This is a genomic window from Corynebacterium sp. S7 (assembly GCF_054401105.1).
Genome location: NZ_CM136760.1, coordinates 403,173 through 418,444, shown reverse-complemented (window position 1 = coordinate 418,444; position 15,272 = coordinate 403,173). Strand labels below are relative to the sequence as shown.

General features: G+C 59.9%; 14 protein-coding genes. 9 read left to right on the top strand and 5 right to left on the bottom strand.

All coding sequences use genetic code 11. The features are described from left to right. A complete protein-coding gene (locus ACXZ66_RS02105) occupies positions 1 to 1,233 on the top strand; it encodes a hypothetical protein (RefSeq protein ID WP_458750164.1) in 1,233 nt (410 codons plus the stop codon). Here ACXZ66_RS02105 and ACXZ66_RS02100 read toward each other — a convergent pair. Beyond that, positions 1,194 to 2,270, bottom strand: a complete 1,077-nt coding sequence (locus ACXZ66_RS02100) for an HNH endonuclease signature motif containing protein (protein WP_458750163.1) — start codon at positions 2,268 to 2,270, stop codon at positions 1,194 to 1,196. The genes ACXZ66_RS02105 and ACXZ66_RS02100 overlap by 40 nt on opposite strands. A 128-nt stretch (positions 2,271 to 2,398) precedes the next feature. On the opposite strand from ACXZ66_RS02100, the gene rfbB reads away from it, so the two are divergent. The 8 genes from rfbB (at position 2,399) to ACXZ66_RS02060 (ending at position 10,481) form a co-directional block, all read left to right on the top strand. Continuing rightward, positions 2,399 to 3,385: a dTDP-glucose 4,6-dehydratase gene (rfbB, locus tag ACXZ66_RS02095; protein WP_458750162.1), complete on the top strand. Its 987-nt coding sequence runs from the start codon at positions 2,399 to 2,401 to the stop codon at positions 3,383 to 3,385. Positions 3,386 to 3,395: 10 nt separating this feature from the next. Next, positions 3,396 to 4,751: a sugar nucleotide-binding protein gene (locus ACXZ66_RS02090; protein WP_458750161.1), complete on the top strand. Its 1,356-nt coding sequence runs from the start codon at positions 3,396 to 3,398 to the stop codon at positions 4,749 to 4,751. Positions 4,752 to 4,773: 22 nt separating this feature from the next. Then, complete coding sequence (gene rfbA, locus ACXZ66_RS02085; protein WP_458750160.1) at positions 4,774 to 5,646, top strand: glucose-1-phosphate thymidylyltransferase RfbA; 873 nt, start codon at positions 4,774 to 4,776, stop codon at positions 5,644 to 5,646. Next, entirely contained in the window at positions 5,646 to 6,446 is an 801-nt protein-coding gene (locus ACXZ66_RS02080) for a glycosyltransferase (protein ID WP_458750159.1), read from the top strand. Before rfbA ends, ACXZ66_RS02080 begins: the two co-directional genes overlap by 1 nt. A gap of 18 nt (positions 6,447 to 6,464) precedes the next feature. Further along, positions 6,465 to 7,160, top strand: coding sequence for a glycosyltransferase family 2 protein (locus ACXZ66_RS02075; RefSeq protein ID WP_458750158.1), 696 nt, complete (start codon positions 6,465 to 6,467; stop codon positions 7,158 to 7,160). Position 7,161: 1 nt separating this feature from the next. Then, entirely contained in the window at positions 7,162 to 7,506 is a 345-nt protein-coding gene (locus tag ACXZ66_RS02070) for a DUF2304 domain-containing protein (protein ID WP_458750157.1), read from the top strand. Positions 7,507 to 7,584: 78 nt separating this feature from the next. Continuing rightward, on the top strand, positions 7,585 to 8,424 hold the full coding sequence (locus ACXZ66_RS02065; protein WP_458750156.1) for a DsbA family protein: 840 nt from the start codon (positions 7,585 to 7,587) through the stop codon (positions 8,422 to 8,424). 140 nt (positions 8,425 to 8,564) lie between these two features. Beyond that, complete coding sequence (locus tag ACXZ66_RS02060; RefSeq protein WP_458750155.1) at positions 8,565 to 10,481, top strand: metallophosphoesterase family protein; 1,917 nt, start codon at positions 8,565 to 8,567, stop codon at positions 10,479 to 10,481. On the opposite strand, the gene ACXZ66_RS02055 is transcribed toward ACXZ66_RS02060, so the two are convergent. Genes ACXZ66_RS02055 through ACXZ66_RS02040 form a run of 4 tightly spaced genes read right to left on the bottom strand, consistent with a single transcriptional unit; the run spans position 10,482 to position 15,192 of the window. After that, positions 10,482 to 11,390 carry an NAD-dependent epimerase/dehydratase family protein gene (locus ACXZ66_RS02055; protein ID WP_458750154.1) on the bottom strand — a complete coding sequence of 303 codons (909 nt, stop codon included), beginning with the start codon at positions 11,388 to 11,390 and terminating at the stop codon, positions 10,482 to 10,484. Between the two features lie 11 nt (positions 11,391 to 11,401). After that, positions 11,402 to 12,028: an MBL fold metallo-hydrolase gene (locus ACXZ66_RS02050; protein WP_458750153.1), complete on the bottom strand. Its 627-nt coding sequence runs from the start codon at positions 12,026 to 12,028 to the stop codon at positions 11,402 to 11,404. Next, the gene (locus tag ACXZ66_RS02045) at positions 12,028 to 13,128 is read right to left on the bottom strand and encodes an S-(hydroxymethyl)mycothiol dehydrogenase (protein WP_458750152.1); all 1,101 of its coding nucleotides are present in this window, start codon (positions 13,126 to 13,128) and stop codon (positions 12,028 to 12,030) included. Before ACXZ66_RS02045 ends, ACXZ66_RS02050 begins: the two co-directional genes overlap by 1 nt. A 54-nt stretch (positions 13,129 to 13,182) precedes the next feature. After that, positions 13,183 to 15,192 (bottom strand): glycoside hydrolase family 3 protein, encoded by a 2,010-nt coding sequence (locus ACXZ66_RS02040; protein WP_458750150.1) that lies wholly within the window; start codon positions 15,190 to 15,192, stop codon positions 13,183 to 13,185. Positions 15,193 to 15,272 lie beyond the last annotated feature (80 nt).

The window sequence follows — 15,272 nt, the reverse complement described above, 5'->3', positions numbered from 1 at the left end:
GTGAAATCACTGTCTCTGGCGACCGTGTTCGCCGCCCTGGCCGGCTTCATCGTGATGTGGGCGGCCCAGTGGCCACTCAATGCCGAGACAGAGCTGCGCTATTTCCAGGCCTACTGGGGCTTGTTCTTTGCCATGACCGGGCTCATCGACGGCATCACCCAGGAAACCACCCGTGCTGTTGCCGGTGCGGAGAGTACTGGCAAGCATCGTGATGCGAATCCGTGGAAGGTCGGCGGTCTCCTGGCCGTGGTCATCGCCGCGATTGCGCTTGCCGTTGGCGTTTTGATGATGGACCGCGTCGTACCGACCAGCCCCGAACTCGGCACCGCGCTGCTGATATTCGGCCTGGTCAGCTATGTGTTCCAGGCGGTACTGTCGGGTGTGCTCTCGGGTGCGGGCCTGTGGAATCAATACGCTAGCCTGGTCGCCTTAGACTCCGGCGTGCGCCTGGTTGCCGTGCTCATAGCTTGGGCGGCTGGCTGGGGGCTTCCAGCGTTCCTGGGAATCACCGTGATTGGTGCCGCGAGCTGGATTGTGATTTTGGCCTGCTCGCCGACGGCGCGCTCGTCGATAAGCGTGGCCCTTGACGTCAACCGCGACGCCTTCATCCGCCGAGTGCTCACCGCGATGCTGGCCTCGGGTGCGACCGCCACGCTGATCACCGGCTACCCCACCTTCCTGAATGCTGCGTTCCCGAACGAGGATCCGTCCACCACGGTGACCATTGCGGGCATTATTAATGCCGTCACGCTCACGCGCGCGCCGATCCTGGTGCCGCTGCAGCGTTTCCAGTCGGCGCTGGTGGTGAAATTCGTTGAGGCGCGCGAGAAGATTTTCTCCAGCCTGATCAAGCCGGTCGCCGCGGTGCTGGGCCTTGGCGTCGTTGGTTTCGTGGCCGCGTATCTGATTGGTCCGTGGATCCTGCGCCTGCTCTACCGCGAGGAGTTGTTTGTGCCGGGCCTGATTCTGGGCACGCTGACGTTCGCCTCGGCGCTAACGGGCACGCTAATGATCACCGGCACGGCCGTGCTGGCGATGGAACAACATGGTTGGTATGTTTCCGGCTGGATCGTGGCCTCCGTTGTGGCCTATTCGATCCTCTTCCTCGCCCCACTTGGTCTGGTGGAGGCGGTGTGCCTCTCCCTGATTGTCGGGCCGCTCGCCGGTGGGGTGGTGCACGCCATTGGGCTGGGCTACACCAAACGCATTGCTCCTCCGCGGGCAACCGGGTGATCGTTGAGCCTTGGTTTTCCACCAAAGGGCGGGAAGAAGTACACCTGACCATCGACCTGGTCCACATGCCCATGCAGCGGACTGCCTCGGTCATCGTCCATCCGCCCGTTGTGGAACTTGCACATCGTAGACAGGTTGTTAATGTTCGTCGGCCCGCCTGCTGACCATGCAACATTGTGGTTCATCTGGCAGTAGTCGGCGCCCACGCCACACCCATCGCCGACGCACACCGGGTCGCAGATACTGCGCATCAGCCGCTGCTTCGGGGTGGCGACCCTACTTGCGTAATAAACGTTGACCGGCCCCTCGACCGGATCCACCAGCATGACAAAACCCTTCTCGGTCAGCGTGGCCTCCACGAAGTCCTTGCCCGTCATCCGCGTGCCGTTGGTCAGCGAGAGGATCACGTCGTCGCCCTCGTAGCCGACCACCTTCGCCAGATTGTCCAGCGAAATGACCACCGCCGGCGTTATCGGCGGCCCACCCGCGGACCCGCCACCAGCAAGAATATTCATCGCCCTCACCGCAACGTGCTCATCCGACTCCTCGGCGTGAAGCGCATCCATCGCCGCCTGCACGAGGTGGCCCGGCGCGCACGCCCGAAAATTCACATAGGTTGAGCCCGGAATCGCCGTGGCCGACACCGAAGGCTTATTCACCGGTACTTCCGGCCCGTTGAACTCCGCGATGAGTTCCTTGCCGCGCTCCTGAATCTGCCGCATGATCGGCGCTTCTTTGCACAGCTCCTCGCGCACCTTCCACGCGTGTTTCTTATCTTTCAGCCGCCCGACAATCGTCTCAATCTCCGCCAGAGTAAACAGCGTGTGCCCCTGCTTCCCGGCAAACCCGCGGGCCCGCGCCTGCTTCCTCGTGGACTTCGTCTTCCCGAAATACACCTCGCCGAGCTTGTCCACCTGCTTGGCCATCTTCGTGTCCAGCCCAGCCTGGCACAGCTCGAACACGCTGCGCCCAAAGGCGGCGGCCAGGATGTCCATGGCCTGGCCCCACTGGGCTGCGAAGTGTTCGAATGCGTTCATGCCCGCAACCATAATCGGCCCCCACGAACCCGCAACCAGCCCCTTTCCAGCCTGTGGATAGATTTCGGTTATCCACAGTTTTCGGGGCGGGAGCGATCGTCGTGAAGCGGAAGGTAGTCTTGCATGCTATGAGGATGCTTGTTACTGGTGGCGCCGGGTTTATCGGGGCGAATTTTGTCCGGCTCGCGCTTGATCGTGTGCCTGACCTGCGCGTTACGGTCGTCGATAAGCTGACCTATGCGGGCAATCGCGCCAACCTCGCAGGTTTGGACATCGATTTCGTTCAGGGGTCGATCACGGACGCAGTGCTTATCGACGAGCTCACGTCTCAGGTTGACACCGTGGTGCACTTCGCGGCCGAGTCGCACAATGACAACTCGCTCGCCGATCCTTCTCCGTTTGTGGAGACGAACCTGGTGGGCACGTTTACGCTGCTGGAGGCGGTACGCAAGCATGGGGTGCGGCTGCACCATATTTCTACCGATGAGGTCTTTGGCGACCTGGCTCTCGACGACCCGGCGCGCTTTACCGAGGAAACCGCCTATAACCCCTCCTCGCCATATTCGGCGACGAAGGCCGGGTCGGATCACCTTGTGCGCGCATGGATTCGCTCGTTCGGGATCAACGCGACGATTTCGAATTGCTCGAATAATTATGGCCCCTATCAGCACGTGGAGAAATTCATTCCGCGCCAGATCACGAATCTGCTCACCGGGCGGCCTGCGAAACTTTATGGCACGGGCGCGCAGGTGCGCGACTGGATTCACGTCGACGACCACAACGACGCAGTGCTGGCCATCTTAGAGCGGGGGTGTCGCGGCGAGACCTATAATATCGGCGCGGATAACGATCACACCTCGAATAAGCAGGTTATCGAGATGATCTGCGAGATCATGGGTGGCAGCTACGAGCACGTCGCCGACCGCGCTGGCCACGATCAGCGGTATGCCATGGATTCGACGAAACTGCGTCGTGAATTGGGGTGGGCGCCGAGCTACACCTCGTCGATACGCGATGGGCTCGAGCGCACCATTGACTGGTACCGCAACAACGAGTCCTGGTGGGCTGGCGCGAAGGCCGCCGTGGAGGAGAAATACGCCGCGCGCGGGCAGTAAGCTAGTGCGCATGCAGGTCAATTCCACGCCCATCGCGGGCCTTCTCACGGTAGAACTCGATGTCCACAGCGACTCGCGCGGCTGGTTCAAGGAGAACTGGCAGCGCGAGAAGATGGTCGCGGCCGGGCTGCCGGATTTCGCCCCGGTGCAAAACAATGTGAGCTTCAATGCCACCGCCGGCACGACCCGCGGGATGCATGCGGAGCCGTGGGATAAATACGTCTCGGTAGCGCATGGCCGGGTGTTTGGCGCGTGGATCGATCTGCGCGAGGGCTCGGAGACTTTCGGTGTAAAGCACACCTTCGAGATCACCCCGGAGCAGGCGGTTTTTGTGCCGCGGGGCGTGGCCAATGGGTTCCAGGCGCTTGAGGAAACCTCGTATATCTACCTGGTGAATACGCACTGGTCGCCGGAGGCGCAGTATTCCAACGTGAATCTCAACGAGATCGCCTGGCCCCTGGCGCCGTCGCAGGTCTCCGACAAGGACTTAGACAATCCTCCGCTGAGCCAGGCTACCCCCGTGCCGCCGCGCAAGATCCTGGTCACCGGGGCGAACGGGCAACTGGGTCGTGCGCTGCGACGGGTATATAAGGACGCACACGTGGAATTTGTTGGTCACCGCGAGTTCGACATCACCAATCCCCCGGCGCGAGATTGGTCGCAGTACCAGGCGATCATCAACACGGCCGCCTTCAACGATGTCAACGGTGCCGAAACCGAGCGCGCAAAAGCCTGGCAGGTCAATGCCGAGGGCCCGGCGAAGCTGGCGAAGATCGCTACCGCGCATAACCTCACCCTGGTCCATATCAGCTCGGACTATATCTTCGACGGCAGCCATGAAATCCACAGCGAAGATGAAACGCCGAGCCCGCTGAGTGCCTACGGTGCTTCCAAGGCCGCCGGCGAGACCGCCGTGCAAACCGCGCCGAAGCACTACGTAATCAGGACCTCGTGGGTGTTCGGCGAAGGCTCGAATTTCATCGCGACGATGGCCTCGCTGGCCAAGCGCGATGTCCAACCTTATGTAGTCCACGACCAGCGCGGCCGACCAACTTCCGCCGAACACCTCGCCCACGGCGTCAAACACCTGCTAGACACTGGCGCGGACTACGGCGTATACAACCTCTCCAGTGGCGGCGACGCCGTGGGCCGCGACGAGATGGCCATGGCCGTGTTCATTGGCATGGGCCACGACCCTGCCGAGGTCCACCCGGTGAGCAGCGCGCAGTACCAGGAGATCAACGGCCCGGAGGCGCCCCGGCCGAAAGAATCCACCTTCAATCTCTCCAAGATCGAGGCCACCGGTTTCACCCCGGGCAATTGGCGCGCGGCGTTGGCGCTCTATCTGGCAGTGATCCCCGAGTGATCCCCGACTAGGATCATTACCCATGAAAGGCATCATTCTGGCAGGCGGATCCGGCACGCGGCTCTACCCCATTACCAAGGGGATTTCGAAGCAGCTCATGCCGATCTACGACAAGCCAATGATCTACTACCCGCTCTCCACGCTGATTAGCGCGGGCATCCGGGAAATTTTGATCATTACCACCCCCGAGGACCAGGCAGCGTTCCAGCGCCTGCTCGGCGACGGTTCGGCGTGGGGGCTCATGCTCAGCTACGCCGTCCAGCCCTCCCCCGACGGCCTCGCCCAGGCCTTCATCATCGGCGAGGATTTCATTGCCGACGATTCAGTAGCGCTCGTCCTCGGCGACAACATCTTCGAGGGCGCCGGCCTGGCCCAGGCGTTGCCGCATTGCCGCAACCCGCAAGGCGGCATGATCTTTGCTTACGAGGTCTCCGATCCTTCCCGCTACGGCGTCGTGGCCTTCGACGAAAACGGCACCGCCACCTCCATCGAGGAAAAGCCGGAGCACCCAAAGTCAAATTTCGCGGTCGTGGGCCTCTATTTCTATGACAACCGCGTTGTCGATATTGCCAAGCAGATCACCCCCTCCGAGCGCGGCGAGTTGGAAATCACCGCCGTCAACGAGGCCTACCTCGCTCAGGGTGCCCTGCAGGTCCAGCGCCTGCACCGCGGCGATGTTTGGTTGGATACCGGTACTATCGATTCGATGTCGGAGGCCGCCTCCTACGTCGAGGTGATTCAGAAGCGCACGGGCCAAGTCATCGGTTCCCCCGAGGTCGCCGCCTACCGCGAGGGTTTCATCGACGCCGCCAGCCTCCGCAGTCTCGCCGAACCGATGATGAAATCGGGTTACGGCGCTTACCTCATTGATGCCGCCCGCGAAAGGGATTACTGATGTCTACTCTCTCAGTCCTCATGACCGTCTATCGTGGCACCGATGCTGCGGCCTTGGAAGAAGCGCTGTCTTCCCTCGCGGCACAGACCCGACCTGCCGATGAAATCGTCATCGTCGAGGACGGACCGCACACGGTCGCTGAAACCATCGAGGCATTCGTCGCAAAGCATCCTGAGGCTCGGCGCGTGACGCTCAAGGACAATGTTGGCTCGGGTCGAGCATCGCAAGCAGGCTTAACGACGATTACCTCTGCCTATCTTGCCCGGCTCGATTCCGATGACGTGGCGAAGCCACAGCGCTTCGCCATACAGCTTGACTACCTAGAGAAACACCCCGAGGTTGCTGCTTTGGGCACGGCGATGGAGGAATTTTCCGAGACCCCCGGCGACGGCGGTGCGATTCGTGCGCTGCCTACGAGCGGGTTGGATAAATATGTGAAGATCAATTCGCCGATTAATAATCCTTCGGTGATGATGCGCACCGATGCTGTCAAGGCTGTTGGTGGCTATAAAGATGTGCACCGCATGGAAGATTATGACTTATATGCCCGTCTTGTGGCCGGTGGATATGGGTTGGCGAATCTGGAGGAACCGCTGACTTATTTCCGTGTGTCGCCGGAGCAATTCAGCAGGCGAACGTCAAATATGTTTGAATCTGAAAGAGAAATGCAAAGAAACCTGGTTTCGTACGGCCTGGTGTCCAAACCGCGGGCTACGATGAACCTGATTCTCCGCACGCTTTATCGAGCACTGCCGCTGGGTTTGCTGCAGCGAGCTTACTCAAAACTTTTTCATAGATAGTTCATAGATAGGTTGCCCATGACGCAAGATTTTGCAGATACCTGGCTGATCGTGCCCTGTTATAACGAGGGCCAAGTCATTGAAGAGGTACTCTCGCATGCCCGGGAAACATTCCCTAATATCGTCGCGGTCAATGACGGTTCGGCGGATGATTCAGCCCAAGCAATCCACGCTGCTGGTGCGCACCTGGTAAATCACCCGGTCAACTTGGGCCAGGGTGCCGCTCTGCAAACCGGTGTGGAATATGCGCGGAAGCAGCCGGGGGCAAAGTACTTCGTTACCTTTGACGCGGACGGGCAACACCAGGTCAAAGACGTGGTGAAGATGGTCAATCGCCTGCGTACCGAAGAGGTAGACATTATCGTCGGCACGCGTTTTGGTCGCCCTCGCTCAGAAGATGACCAGGTCCCTCTGATCAAGCGCATTGTGCTGCAAATTGTCGTGCTGCTGTCGCCACGCTCACGCCGCCTTGGGTTGACCGACGCGCACAACGGCCTGCGTGCGTTCAATTTGAAGGTCGCGAACGAGATGGACATCAAGATGAGCGGGATGTCACATGCCTCCGAAATCATTGCCATGATCGACGAAAAGAATTGGCGCGTCTCCGAAGAACACGTGGATATTTTGTACACCGAATACTCCATGGCAAAGGGTCAATCGCTGATTAACGGCGTCAACATCTTGGCCGACACATTCCTAGCAAAGAGGCTTTAATATGTTGATTGTATTTCTGCTGCTCGCGGCCACGGTATTACTCCTGGGCTATTTCTTTTTGAATCGGAAGAAAGCACAAACGAAGGCGTGGGTGAAAATTGCCTTCATCTTGCTCACCATTGCCGCAGTGTGGGCGATCCTGCGCCCCGACGATCTGACCGTGGTGGCAAACTGGCTCGGCGTCGATCGCGGAACCGACCTGCTCACCTACGGCCTCGTTGTGGCGTTTTTCTCCACCACGCTGTCGTCGTGGGTGGGCAAGCGGGAACAAGAGGTGCGCTACGCCAAGCTGGCTCGCGCGGTTGCACTGCAGAACCCAGTACTGCCCGAGGAGCCACGGGGCTAACGGGTTTGTCGAGGTCGCCTGATACGGTTGTTGCAGACACTAAATTAATTCCTGCATAAAGACTTTGGAGAAGAACCGTTGGCGTCCAACAAGCCTGAAACCAAAACTAAAATCCCTGCCCTGTTCTGGGCTTTTGCCATTGTGTTTGCGCTGGCGGCGGCCGTCGGCGGCTATATCATTGGGCTTAATGATGGCCGCGAACAAGGCCAGACGGTAACTACTCCTTCGGCGGCAGCTCCTAGCGAAAACCAGATCCCAGATGTCACCCCCGGCACCGATTTCTCCACCCCAACGCCCAACCAGGAGGGCTATTTTGATGCCCAGGGATATGGTGCAGCTGGTCCTGTCACCAATATGGATGAGGTGGGGAACGTGCCTCGTCGTGACGCGAATGACCCGATGGCCGTCGGCGCCGTCGACGCACCCGTGGTCATGAGCGAATTCAGTGACTTTGGCTGCCCCTACTGCGCCCAGTTCGCCACCGAAACCGAACCGGAGATCGTCGCACAATACGTCGATGCTGGCCTGCTGCGCATTGAGTTCAACGATCTCCCAGTCAACGGCGCCAACTCCGAGGCCGCATCCCGCGCCGCGCGAGCCGCCGCCGAGCAAGGCCGCTTCTTCGAGTTCAAGGATGCCCTGTTCTCCAACTTCAAGCACGAGCAATACACGATGGATGACTTCGTTACCTACGCCGAAGAGGCCGGTGTGAGCGACATTGAGAAGTTCCGCGCGGACGCCGAGAGCGACAAGTACGACGAGGCAATCACTGCGGCGCGCGAGTACGCGCTGGGTCTGGGCATTGACGGCACCCCAGGTTTCGTTATCGGCACCAAGCTGGTCAGCGGTGCGCTGCCGCTCTCGGAGTTTGAGAAGGTCATCAACGAGGAGCTGCAGGCATCCCAGGTGAAAGCCTGACCTGTATATGAACTTTCTAACCCCAAACTAAACGGAATATTAATAGTTTCATTAGGGACCTTCCCCCAGGGGACAACCTGAAAATTTCCTGAGACAATCCGGGTTGTCCACACTTTTCGAGTCTCCCGAGGTTTCCTGTCATGAAATCTACACTCCGTGCCACGCTTGCTGCGCTCACCGTCGTAGCAACATTCGCAACTATTGTTCCTGCAAACGCTATTCCCGAAAACGTTGGCAGCGCCAAGCTGCTGACCGATCCGTTCCTCCAGGCTCCTGGCAAGAACTCCGTCCAGGTCGTGTGGTTCACTGAGCAAGCCGGATCCAAGAACGTTGTTCTCACCGGTGATATTGAAAACCTGACTCCTGAGCAGGCGAAAGAAGCCGCCACCGCAGGTCGCGAGGGCGTCACCGTCCACAACGCTGAGTCCTTCCAGCTGTCGCGTATGGCTGAGGATGCGGCATCATTCGTCGATAATAAGCCCGCCGCTGGCATCGAAGCGCGCGAGGTCCACCGCCATGAGGCCACCGTGACCGGCCTCGATTCGACCGCTCGCACGCCTTACCGCGTTGTCTCCATCATCGACGGCGACGTAGCACTGTCCAACGTGTACACCGCCAAGGATGAAATCGGCGCCGACGAGAGCTTCACCGCACTGCTGACCTCCGATCACCAGCAGAAGAACAACGCGCCTGCCAACATGCAGTGGGCAAAGGAAACCTTGGGCGAGATCGACGCCACCTTCATCGCGGGCGACATGATCAACGTTCCGGACCGCGCCTCCGAATGGTTTGACCACAACCAAGGTCTTGGATTCTTCCCGGGTGTACAAGGCAACGCGAATTACACCGCAGATAACGGCCAGGTTTACAACGGCGGCCAGATCGCGCAGAACTCCGTGCTCTACACAGCCATAGGTAACCACGAGGTCCAGGGGCGCATCGCCGAGCAGGACTCGCTGGATTACTCCTTTAACTACCCTGTTCCACGCGAGGTAGCTGAGGCGGAATACGAAAAGGTTGCAGCCACCGTCAACCCAACCGGCGACGAAGCAATCAAGAGCAAGTGGATCGAGGACAACTCCTTCTCCACGACTTCCTACGAAGAGATTTTCACCCTGCCAGAGTCTGCAACTGGGGGTGAAAAATACTATGCGACGACGGTCGGAAACACTCGCTTGATCACCTTGTTCTCCACTCGTATCTGGCGTGGCCTCGACGCAAACGCTAATCCGGAGGAGCGCACAAACACGTCTCGCTACCAGGAAGCGGCCGATGTGCTGGATTCCCCACTTGAGCGCGGCTACGGCGACTTCATCTTCGAGGATCTCACCGTCGATTCCGCACAGTACGACTGGCTGCAGGCGGAGCTGGCTTCCCCTGCAACCACCGGCGCAGAAAACGTGATCGTGATGCTGCACGAGTCGCCGCATTCCTTGGGCAACAACGCCATGCCACACTTCTCCGATCCAGTCGAGATCGAGGAAAAGGATGAGGCGGGCAACGTCATTGGTATCCGTTACGAGTACCCAGCAGAAGGCAACGTCCTGCTCAACTCGCTCATGCCACTGGTTGACCGCAAGGGCACCCCTGTTGACCTCGTGTTCAACGGCCACTCGCACCTGTGGAACCGTTTCAAGTCCGACAACGGCGTGAACTTCATCGAAACTTCAAACGTGGGTAACAACTACGGTGCCCGCCACGAGCTTTCAGCCGACGGCCCACGCCCAACCCCGCCGGCACCGTGGAACTCCGACAACTACATGCCATACGGTTCCCCAGGTGGTTTGGAGCCAATCGTTCCAACGGTGCGGCCGTTTGACTCCCCCGTCGACCCATCGCAGAAAGAGCCGTACCACGCGTCGAACCGCTACTCGCTGTTCACCGGCTTTGATTCCGCAACCGGCAAGGTGTCCAGCTACATCTTCGATACCGAAAACCCTGATCAGGCACCGCAGCTTTTCGACGAGTTCACTATCAAAAAGGCAGCCACCGAGCCTGATACCTCGGGCAGCGCAACAAGCTCCCTGAGCTCGCTCGGCAGCTCTTCCTCCCGCTAACTACCGCATCGAATCCACGGTACGCTGAATTCCCTCAGCAATAGAGACCTGCGGCTCCCAGCCAAGGGTCTCTTTTGCTTTGCTGAAGTCCAGGCAAGACCGTGGCACATCGCCGAGACGAGGAGGTGCGACCTGTGGTTCATCCGGCGCGCCGGCAGCGTTGGCAACCAGCGAGTGCAATTCACGGTCGGTGGTCTCCACACCAGTGCCAATGTTGAAACGCTCGCCGCCGCCGAGCTCACCCGAGACCGCGTAGAACGCGCGCACAGCGTCGCCAACATAGAGGTAATCGCGGGTGTTTGCGCCTTCGCCGAACAGGGTGGTTGGCTCGCCGTTGAGCAGCGCGTTGGAGAAGATGGCAATCACGCCCGCCTCCCCCTTCGGGTTCTGACGCGGGCCGTACACGTTCGCCAGCGCAATATGGGAACAGTCCAGGCCGTAGAGCCTGCGGAACATGTTCAGATACTGCTCGCCTGCGTATTTAGAGGCGGCATAAGGCGAGTATGGCTCAACCGGAGCGTTCTCATTCACCGGGAAGGTCTCAGGGCGCCCGTAGATTGCTCCGCCGGAGGTGGCCATGATAATTTTACGCACGCCCGCTCGTCGTGAAGCTTCTGCCAAACGAATCGTGGCGGTGACGTTGGTCTCGGCGTCGAAGACCGGATCGGCGACTGAACTGCGCACATCAATCTGCGCGGCGAGGTGGAAAACCACCTCAACCCCGGCAACGATCGGGGCCAGGTCAGCGGTGCGCAGATCGGCCTCAATGAGGGTGGCCTCTGGGTTCAGGTGGTCGGTGGTGCCGTGGGAAAGATTATCCACGACGGTAACCCGATGTCCCTCCTCGATGAGGAGATCCACCAGGTGGGAGCCGATAAACCCGGCTCCGCCGGTGACGAGAGTGTGCATAACCCTCGATCTTAGTACCCGCGCCTGATCCATTCTTCAAGATGTGGCGCTTCGTCGCCGATTGTTGTGTGATCGCCGTGTCCGGTGCGCACAATTGTGGCCGCGGGAAGCTCCAGAACGGACTTCTGCAGCGATTCAATGATGGTGTCGAAGCTAGAATACGAACGCCCCGTGGCACCCGGGCCGCCCTGGAAGAGCGTGTCGCCGGAGAAGAGCTCGCCGGCCTCAGGCACATACAGCACCACGGATCCCGGCGAGTGGCCTGGGGTGGAAAGCACCTTGATCTCGGTGCCACCGACCTGGAAGGTTTGGCCGTCCGCGAGATCCTTGTAGCGCAGATCCGGGTTGGTTTCCTCCCACAGCATGGAATCGGCAGGGTGAAGATAGATCGGTGCGTCAACGAGCTCGGTCAGTCGCGGTGCGGCATCGATGTGGTCGTTGTGGCCATGCGTTGCGACGATGCCCAAAACCTTGCGATCTCCCACGGCCGCAGCGATTGCGTCGGCATCATGGGCGGCGTCGATGATGTACACCTCGGAATCATCGCCGATGATCCAGACATTGTTGTCCACGTCCCATTCGCCACCGTCGAGGCGGAACTTGCCCGAGGTGACAACGTTGTCGATGCGGAAAGACATTAGTCAAACACCACCACGGAACGCAGGACGTCGCCCTTCTTCATGGATTCGAAGGAGGCCTCCACCTCGTCGATGCCGATGCGCTCGGAGACGAAATCGCCGAGCGGGAAACGGCCCTGCAAGTGCAGGTCGACGTAGGTTGGGAAGTCGCGCTCAGGCAGGCAGTCGCCGTACCATGCCGGCTTGACGGAGCCGCCGCGGGAGTACATATCAATCGCTGGGATCTCAATCTTGCTGGTCTGGTTCGGCACGCCAACCATGACCATACGTCCGGCGTGGTCGCGGGAGTAGAAGGCCTGGCGCCAGGTGGGTTGGATACCTACAGCGTCAATGGTGACATCGGTACCGAAGCCGTCGGTGAGCTCGCGGACCTTGTCAATCACTTCCTGCTCGCTCATGCCCTTCGAGTTAATCGCGTGGGTCGCGCCGAAGGTTTCCAGTGCGGCGGCGGTCTTGCGCTCGTCGATGTCCACGGCGATGATCTTCGTGGCTCCCGCCAGCGCGGCACCCGCAATGGCGGCAAGGCCAACACCGCCGAGGCCGAAGACAGCCACGGACTCGCCGCGCTGCACGTCGCCGGTATTCACAGCGGCGCCGAGGCCCGCCATAATGCCGCAACCGAGCAGACCAGCGGCCGCTGGATCCTCCTCAGGGTTGACCTTGGTGCACTGGCCCTCGTGAACAAGGGTCTTGTCGGAAAAAGAGCCGATGCCCAGCGCCGCGGTGAGCACGTTGCCATCGGTTAGCGTCATCGGCTTGGATGCGTTGTGGGTATTAAAGCAGTTCTTCGTGTCACCCTTGCGACACGCACGGCACTCGCCGCAGACTGCCCGCCAGTTCAGCACCACAAAATCGCCGACGGCAACGTGCGTGACCTCCGAGCCAATTTCCTCGACGATACCTGCGGTTTCGTGGCCGAGCAGGAAAGGGTACTCGTCGTTAATGTCTCCGTCGCGGTACGCAAGATCGGTGTGGCACACACCGGTCGCCTGCACCTTGACCACAACATCGTTGGGGCCTGGATCCGGGATCACAATGTCGGTTAGTTCAACCTCTGCGCCCTTGGAGCGGGCGATTACGCCTTTAACTGTTTGAGTCATGCCCCCACCCTAACGATTTTTCATTAGGGTGGGAGAACTTTTTCATTAAGGGGCTTAGAATGTCAATCCGAAGCCAGCTTCGTAGGTCACGCCCTCGCGATCTACGTGCGCATATCCCGCTTGGTACTTGCCCGGAACGTCGCGCGGGGAATCTGCCACCGTGGCCGTCGAGGCAGGAACCGACATCGGCAACTTGCCTTGCGGGCCGCCATCTTCGCCCGCGAGCGAGCGGAAGAGGTTATCCGGGTTGATCTCGAAGGTGCCCACAACAGCGGAGGCCTTCGGCTCAATCTCGGACAAGATCCACGGGTTGGTGAAGTTAACCACGAGGATCGTCGGCGTGGCCGCCTCAATCTCAACGATCCGGTCAACATCGACGCCATTGTCGCGCGGGTCAATCGACAGGGAAACGCCCGGCTTGTCATCCTCGAACAGTGCGATGTCAGGTCGCGCCCAGACAATGGCAAAGTCGGCGTCTTCAGGCTTATCGACGAGCACGTAGTTCGGAGCCTCCTGCTGCAGGGACTCCTTGACCTTTACGTCGACCTCCTCGATCTTGGTGCGGCCGGTGGTAAACACGAAGACCTTCTTCTGCGCCTGCAGATCCAGTGGCAGAAGCTCGGAATTACGCAGCAGGGTCACGGACTGGCGCTGTGCCTTCTCTGCCAGCGCGGTGACCTCTGGGTTGCCGATGACCTTTTCCGCGTTGTCCTCGTCGACATAAGGATTGTCGAACAAGCCCAGCTGGAACATCTCGGTAAGCAGGCGGGTCACTGCGCGGTCGAGGTACTTTTCTTCCAGCAGACCCTGGTCGAAGGCCTTTTGCAGCTCGGTTGGGTCGGCCATGTCAGAAACGATGTCGGTACCGGTCTTGACTGCCTTGGCGAAGCGCTCCGGCTTGGTCAGGTCTTCCACGCCCCACATCATGGCGTCGATGATGCCGGAGTCGGAGTTCACGTAGCCCTTGAAGCCCATCTTCTCGCGCAGCAGCTTCTGAATGAAGGTGTTGTTGTAAGCGAACGCGACCTCCTCGAACTGGGTGGTCGGGCCGGCCCACATTTCTTCTGGGAGCTGTGTGGCAGAGGTATTCACCGGCTTTGCGTAGTACGGCATGACGGAGGAAACGCCCTCGTCGATAGCCGCTTGGAAAGGAGGCAGGTGGTACTTCGCCAACGCACCCTCGGTGGGGTATTCGTTGGATTGACCCCACTCGAAGTGTGGGTCGTGGCCGTCGAGGCGCACGCCGCCACCCGGGAAGTGCTTGACGGTGGTGGCCACGGACTTCTCAGAAAGTTCGGGGCCCTGCATACCGCGAGTCAGCGCGCCGATGTAGCGGGTGACCAGGTCGACGTCCTCGCCGAAGGTGCCGTTGAAGCGCGACCAGCGTGGCTCGGAAGCGACGTCAGCCATGTAGCCGTAGATCTTGTGGATGCCACCTGCGCGCCACTCCTTGGCAATCTCGCGACCATAGGTTTCGATGAGCTTATCGTCGTCAAGTGCTGCAAGACCTAGCTCACCTGGCCACTCGGAGAACACGCCCGCAGACTCAGAAACGCCGAACTCGGCGATGAGCGAGAAGTGGTTACGCGGGTTGGAGGCAAAGACAACCGGAATGCCCAGACGCGAGCGCTCCGCGACTTCCTGCACGGCGTTGGTCCATACCGCCAGGTCGCGTGGGGAAAGATTATCGCGCACGATGAGGTAGCGCTGGTGGCGAACATTGATCGCGTTGTCGGTAGAGGAAGTCACCAGGATGGGATCTGGGTATTCTTGCCCGGTGATCGGGTTGTGGTCGCGCCAAACATCCTTCGGGTTGAGCAGGTTGTTTGCATCGGCGTGTGGCAGGTACTCGGAGTAGCCGGGGTAGTGGGAACCGATGACCATCATGCCGATTTTTTCTTCCGGCTTCATCCGACCAACTAGGTCGGCGGCGCGCTCGGACGCAGGCAAGCGCCAGTCCTCGTATGGGGTGAGCTGGCCATCTCCATCTAGGTCGCGGAATTTCAGGCCATCGGCCTCAATAAAGCGGTCTGTGCGGGAACCGAGCTGTTTTTGATCAGGCATGTCGGGGTACTCCTTGGGTAGTGGTGATTTGTCCGGCCTGTGCCCCAACCAACTGCGCGATCAACTCGATTGGTTAGGTC

What these genes read in the sequence shown, in the direction of transcription:
- ACXZ66_RS02055 (WP_458750154.1), bottom strand. Translation starts at nt 11,390, where the DNA reads ATGCACACTCTCGTCACCGGCGGAGCCGGGTTTATCGGCTCCCACCTG.
- rfbA (WP_458750160.1), top strand. Translation starts at nt 4,774, where the DNA reads ATGAAAGGCATCATTCTGGCAGGCGGATCCGGCACGCGGCTCTACCCC.
- rfbB (WP_458750162.1), top strand. Translation starts at nt 2,399, where the DNA reads ATGAGGATGCTTGTTACTGGTGGCGCCGGGTTTATCGGGGCGAATTTT.
- ACXZ66_RS02100 (WP_458750163.1), bottom strand. Translation starts at nt 2,270, where the DNA reads ATGAACGCATTCGAACACTTCGCAGCCCAGTGGGGCCAGGCCATGGAC.
- ACXZ66_RS02045 (WP_458750152.1), bottom strand. Translation starts at nt 13,128, where the DNA reads ATGACTCAAACAGTTAAAGGCGTAATCGCCCGCTCCAAGGGCGCAGAG.
- ACXZ66_RS02060 (WP_458750155.1), top strand. Translation starts at nt 8,565, where the DNA reads ATGAAATCTACACTCCGTGCCACGCTTGCTGCGCTCACCGTCGTAGCA.
- ACXZ66_RS02075 (WP_458750158.1), top strand. Translation starts at nt 6,465, where the DNA reads ATGACGCAAGATTTTGCAGATACCTGGCTGATCGTGCCCTGTTATAAC.
- ACXZ66_RS02080 (WP_458750159.1), top strand. Translation starts at nt 5,646, where the DNA reads ATGTCTACTCTCTCAGTCCTCATGACCGTCTATCGTGGCACCGATGCT.
- ACXZ66_RS02070 (WP_458750157.1), top strand. Translation starts at nt 7,162, where the DNA reads ATGTTGATTGTATTTCTGCTGCTCGCGGCCACGGTATTACTCCTGGGC.
- ACXZ66_RS02050 (WP_458750153.1), bottom strand. Translation starts at nt 12,028, where the DNA reads ATGTCTTTCCGCATCGACAACGTTGTCACCTCGGGCAAGTTCCGCCTC.
- ACXZ66_RS02040 (WP_458750150.1), bottom strand. Translation starts at nt 15,192, where the DNA reads ATGCCTGATCAAAAACAGCTCGGTTCCCGCACAGACCGCTTTATTGAG.
- ACXZ66_RS02090 (WP_458750161.1), top strand. Translation starts at nt 3,396, where the DNA reads ATGCAGGTCAATTCCACGCCCATCGCGGGCCTTCTCACGGTAGAACTC.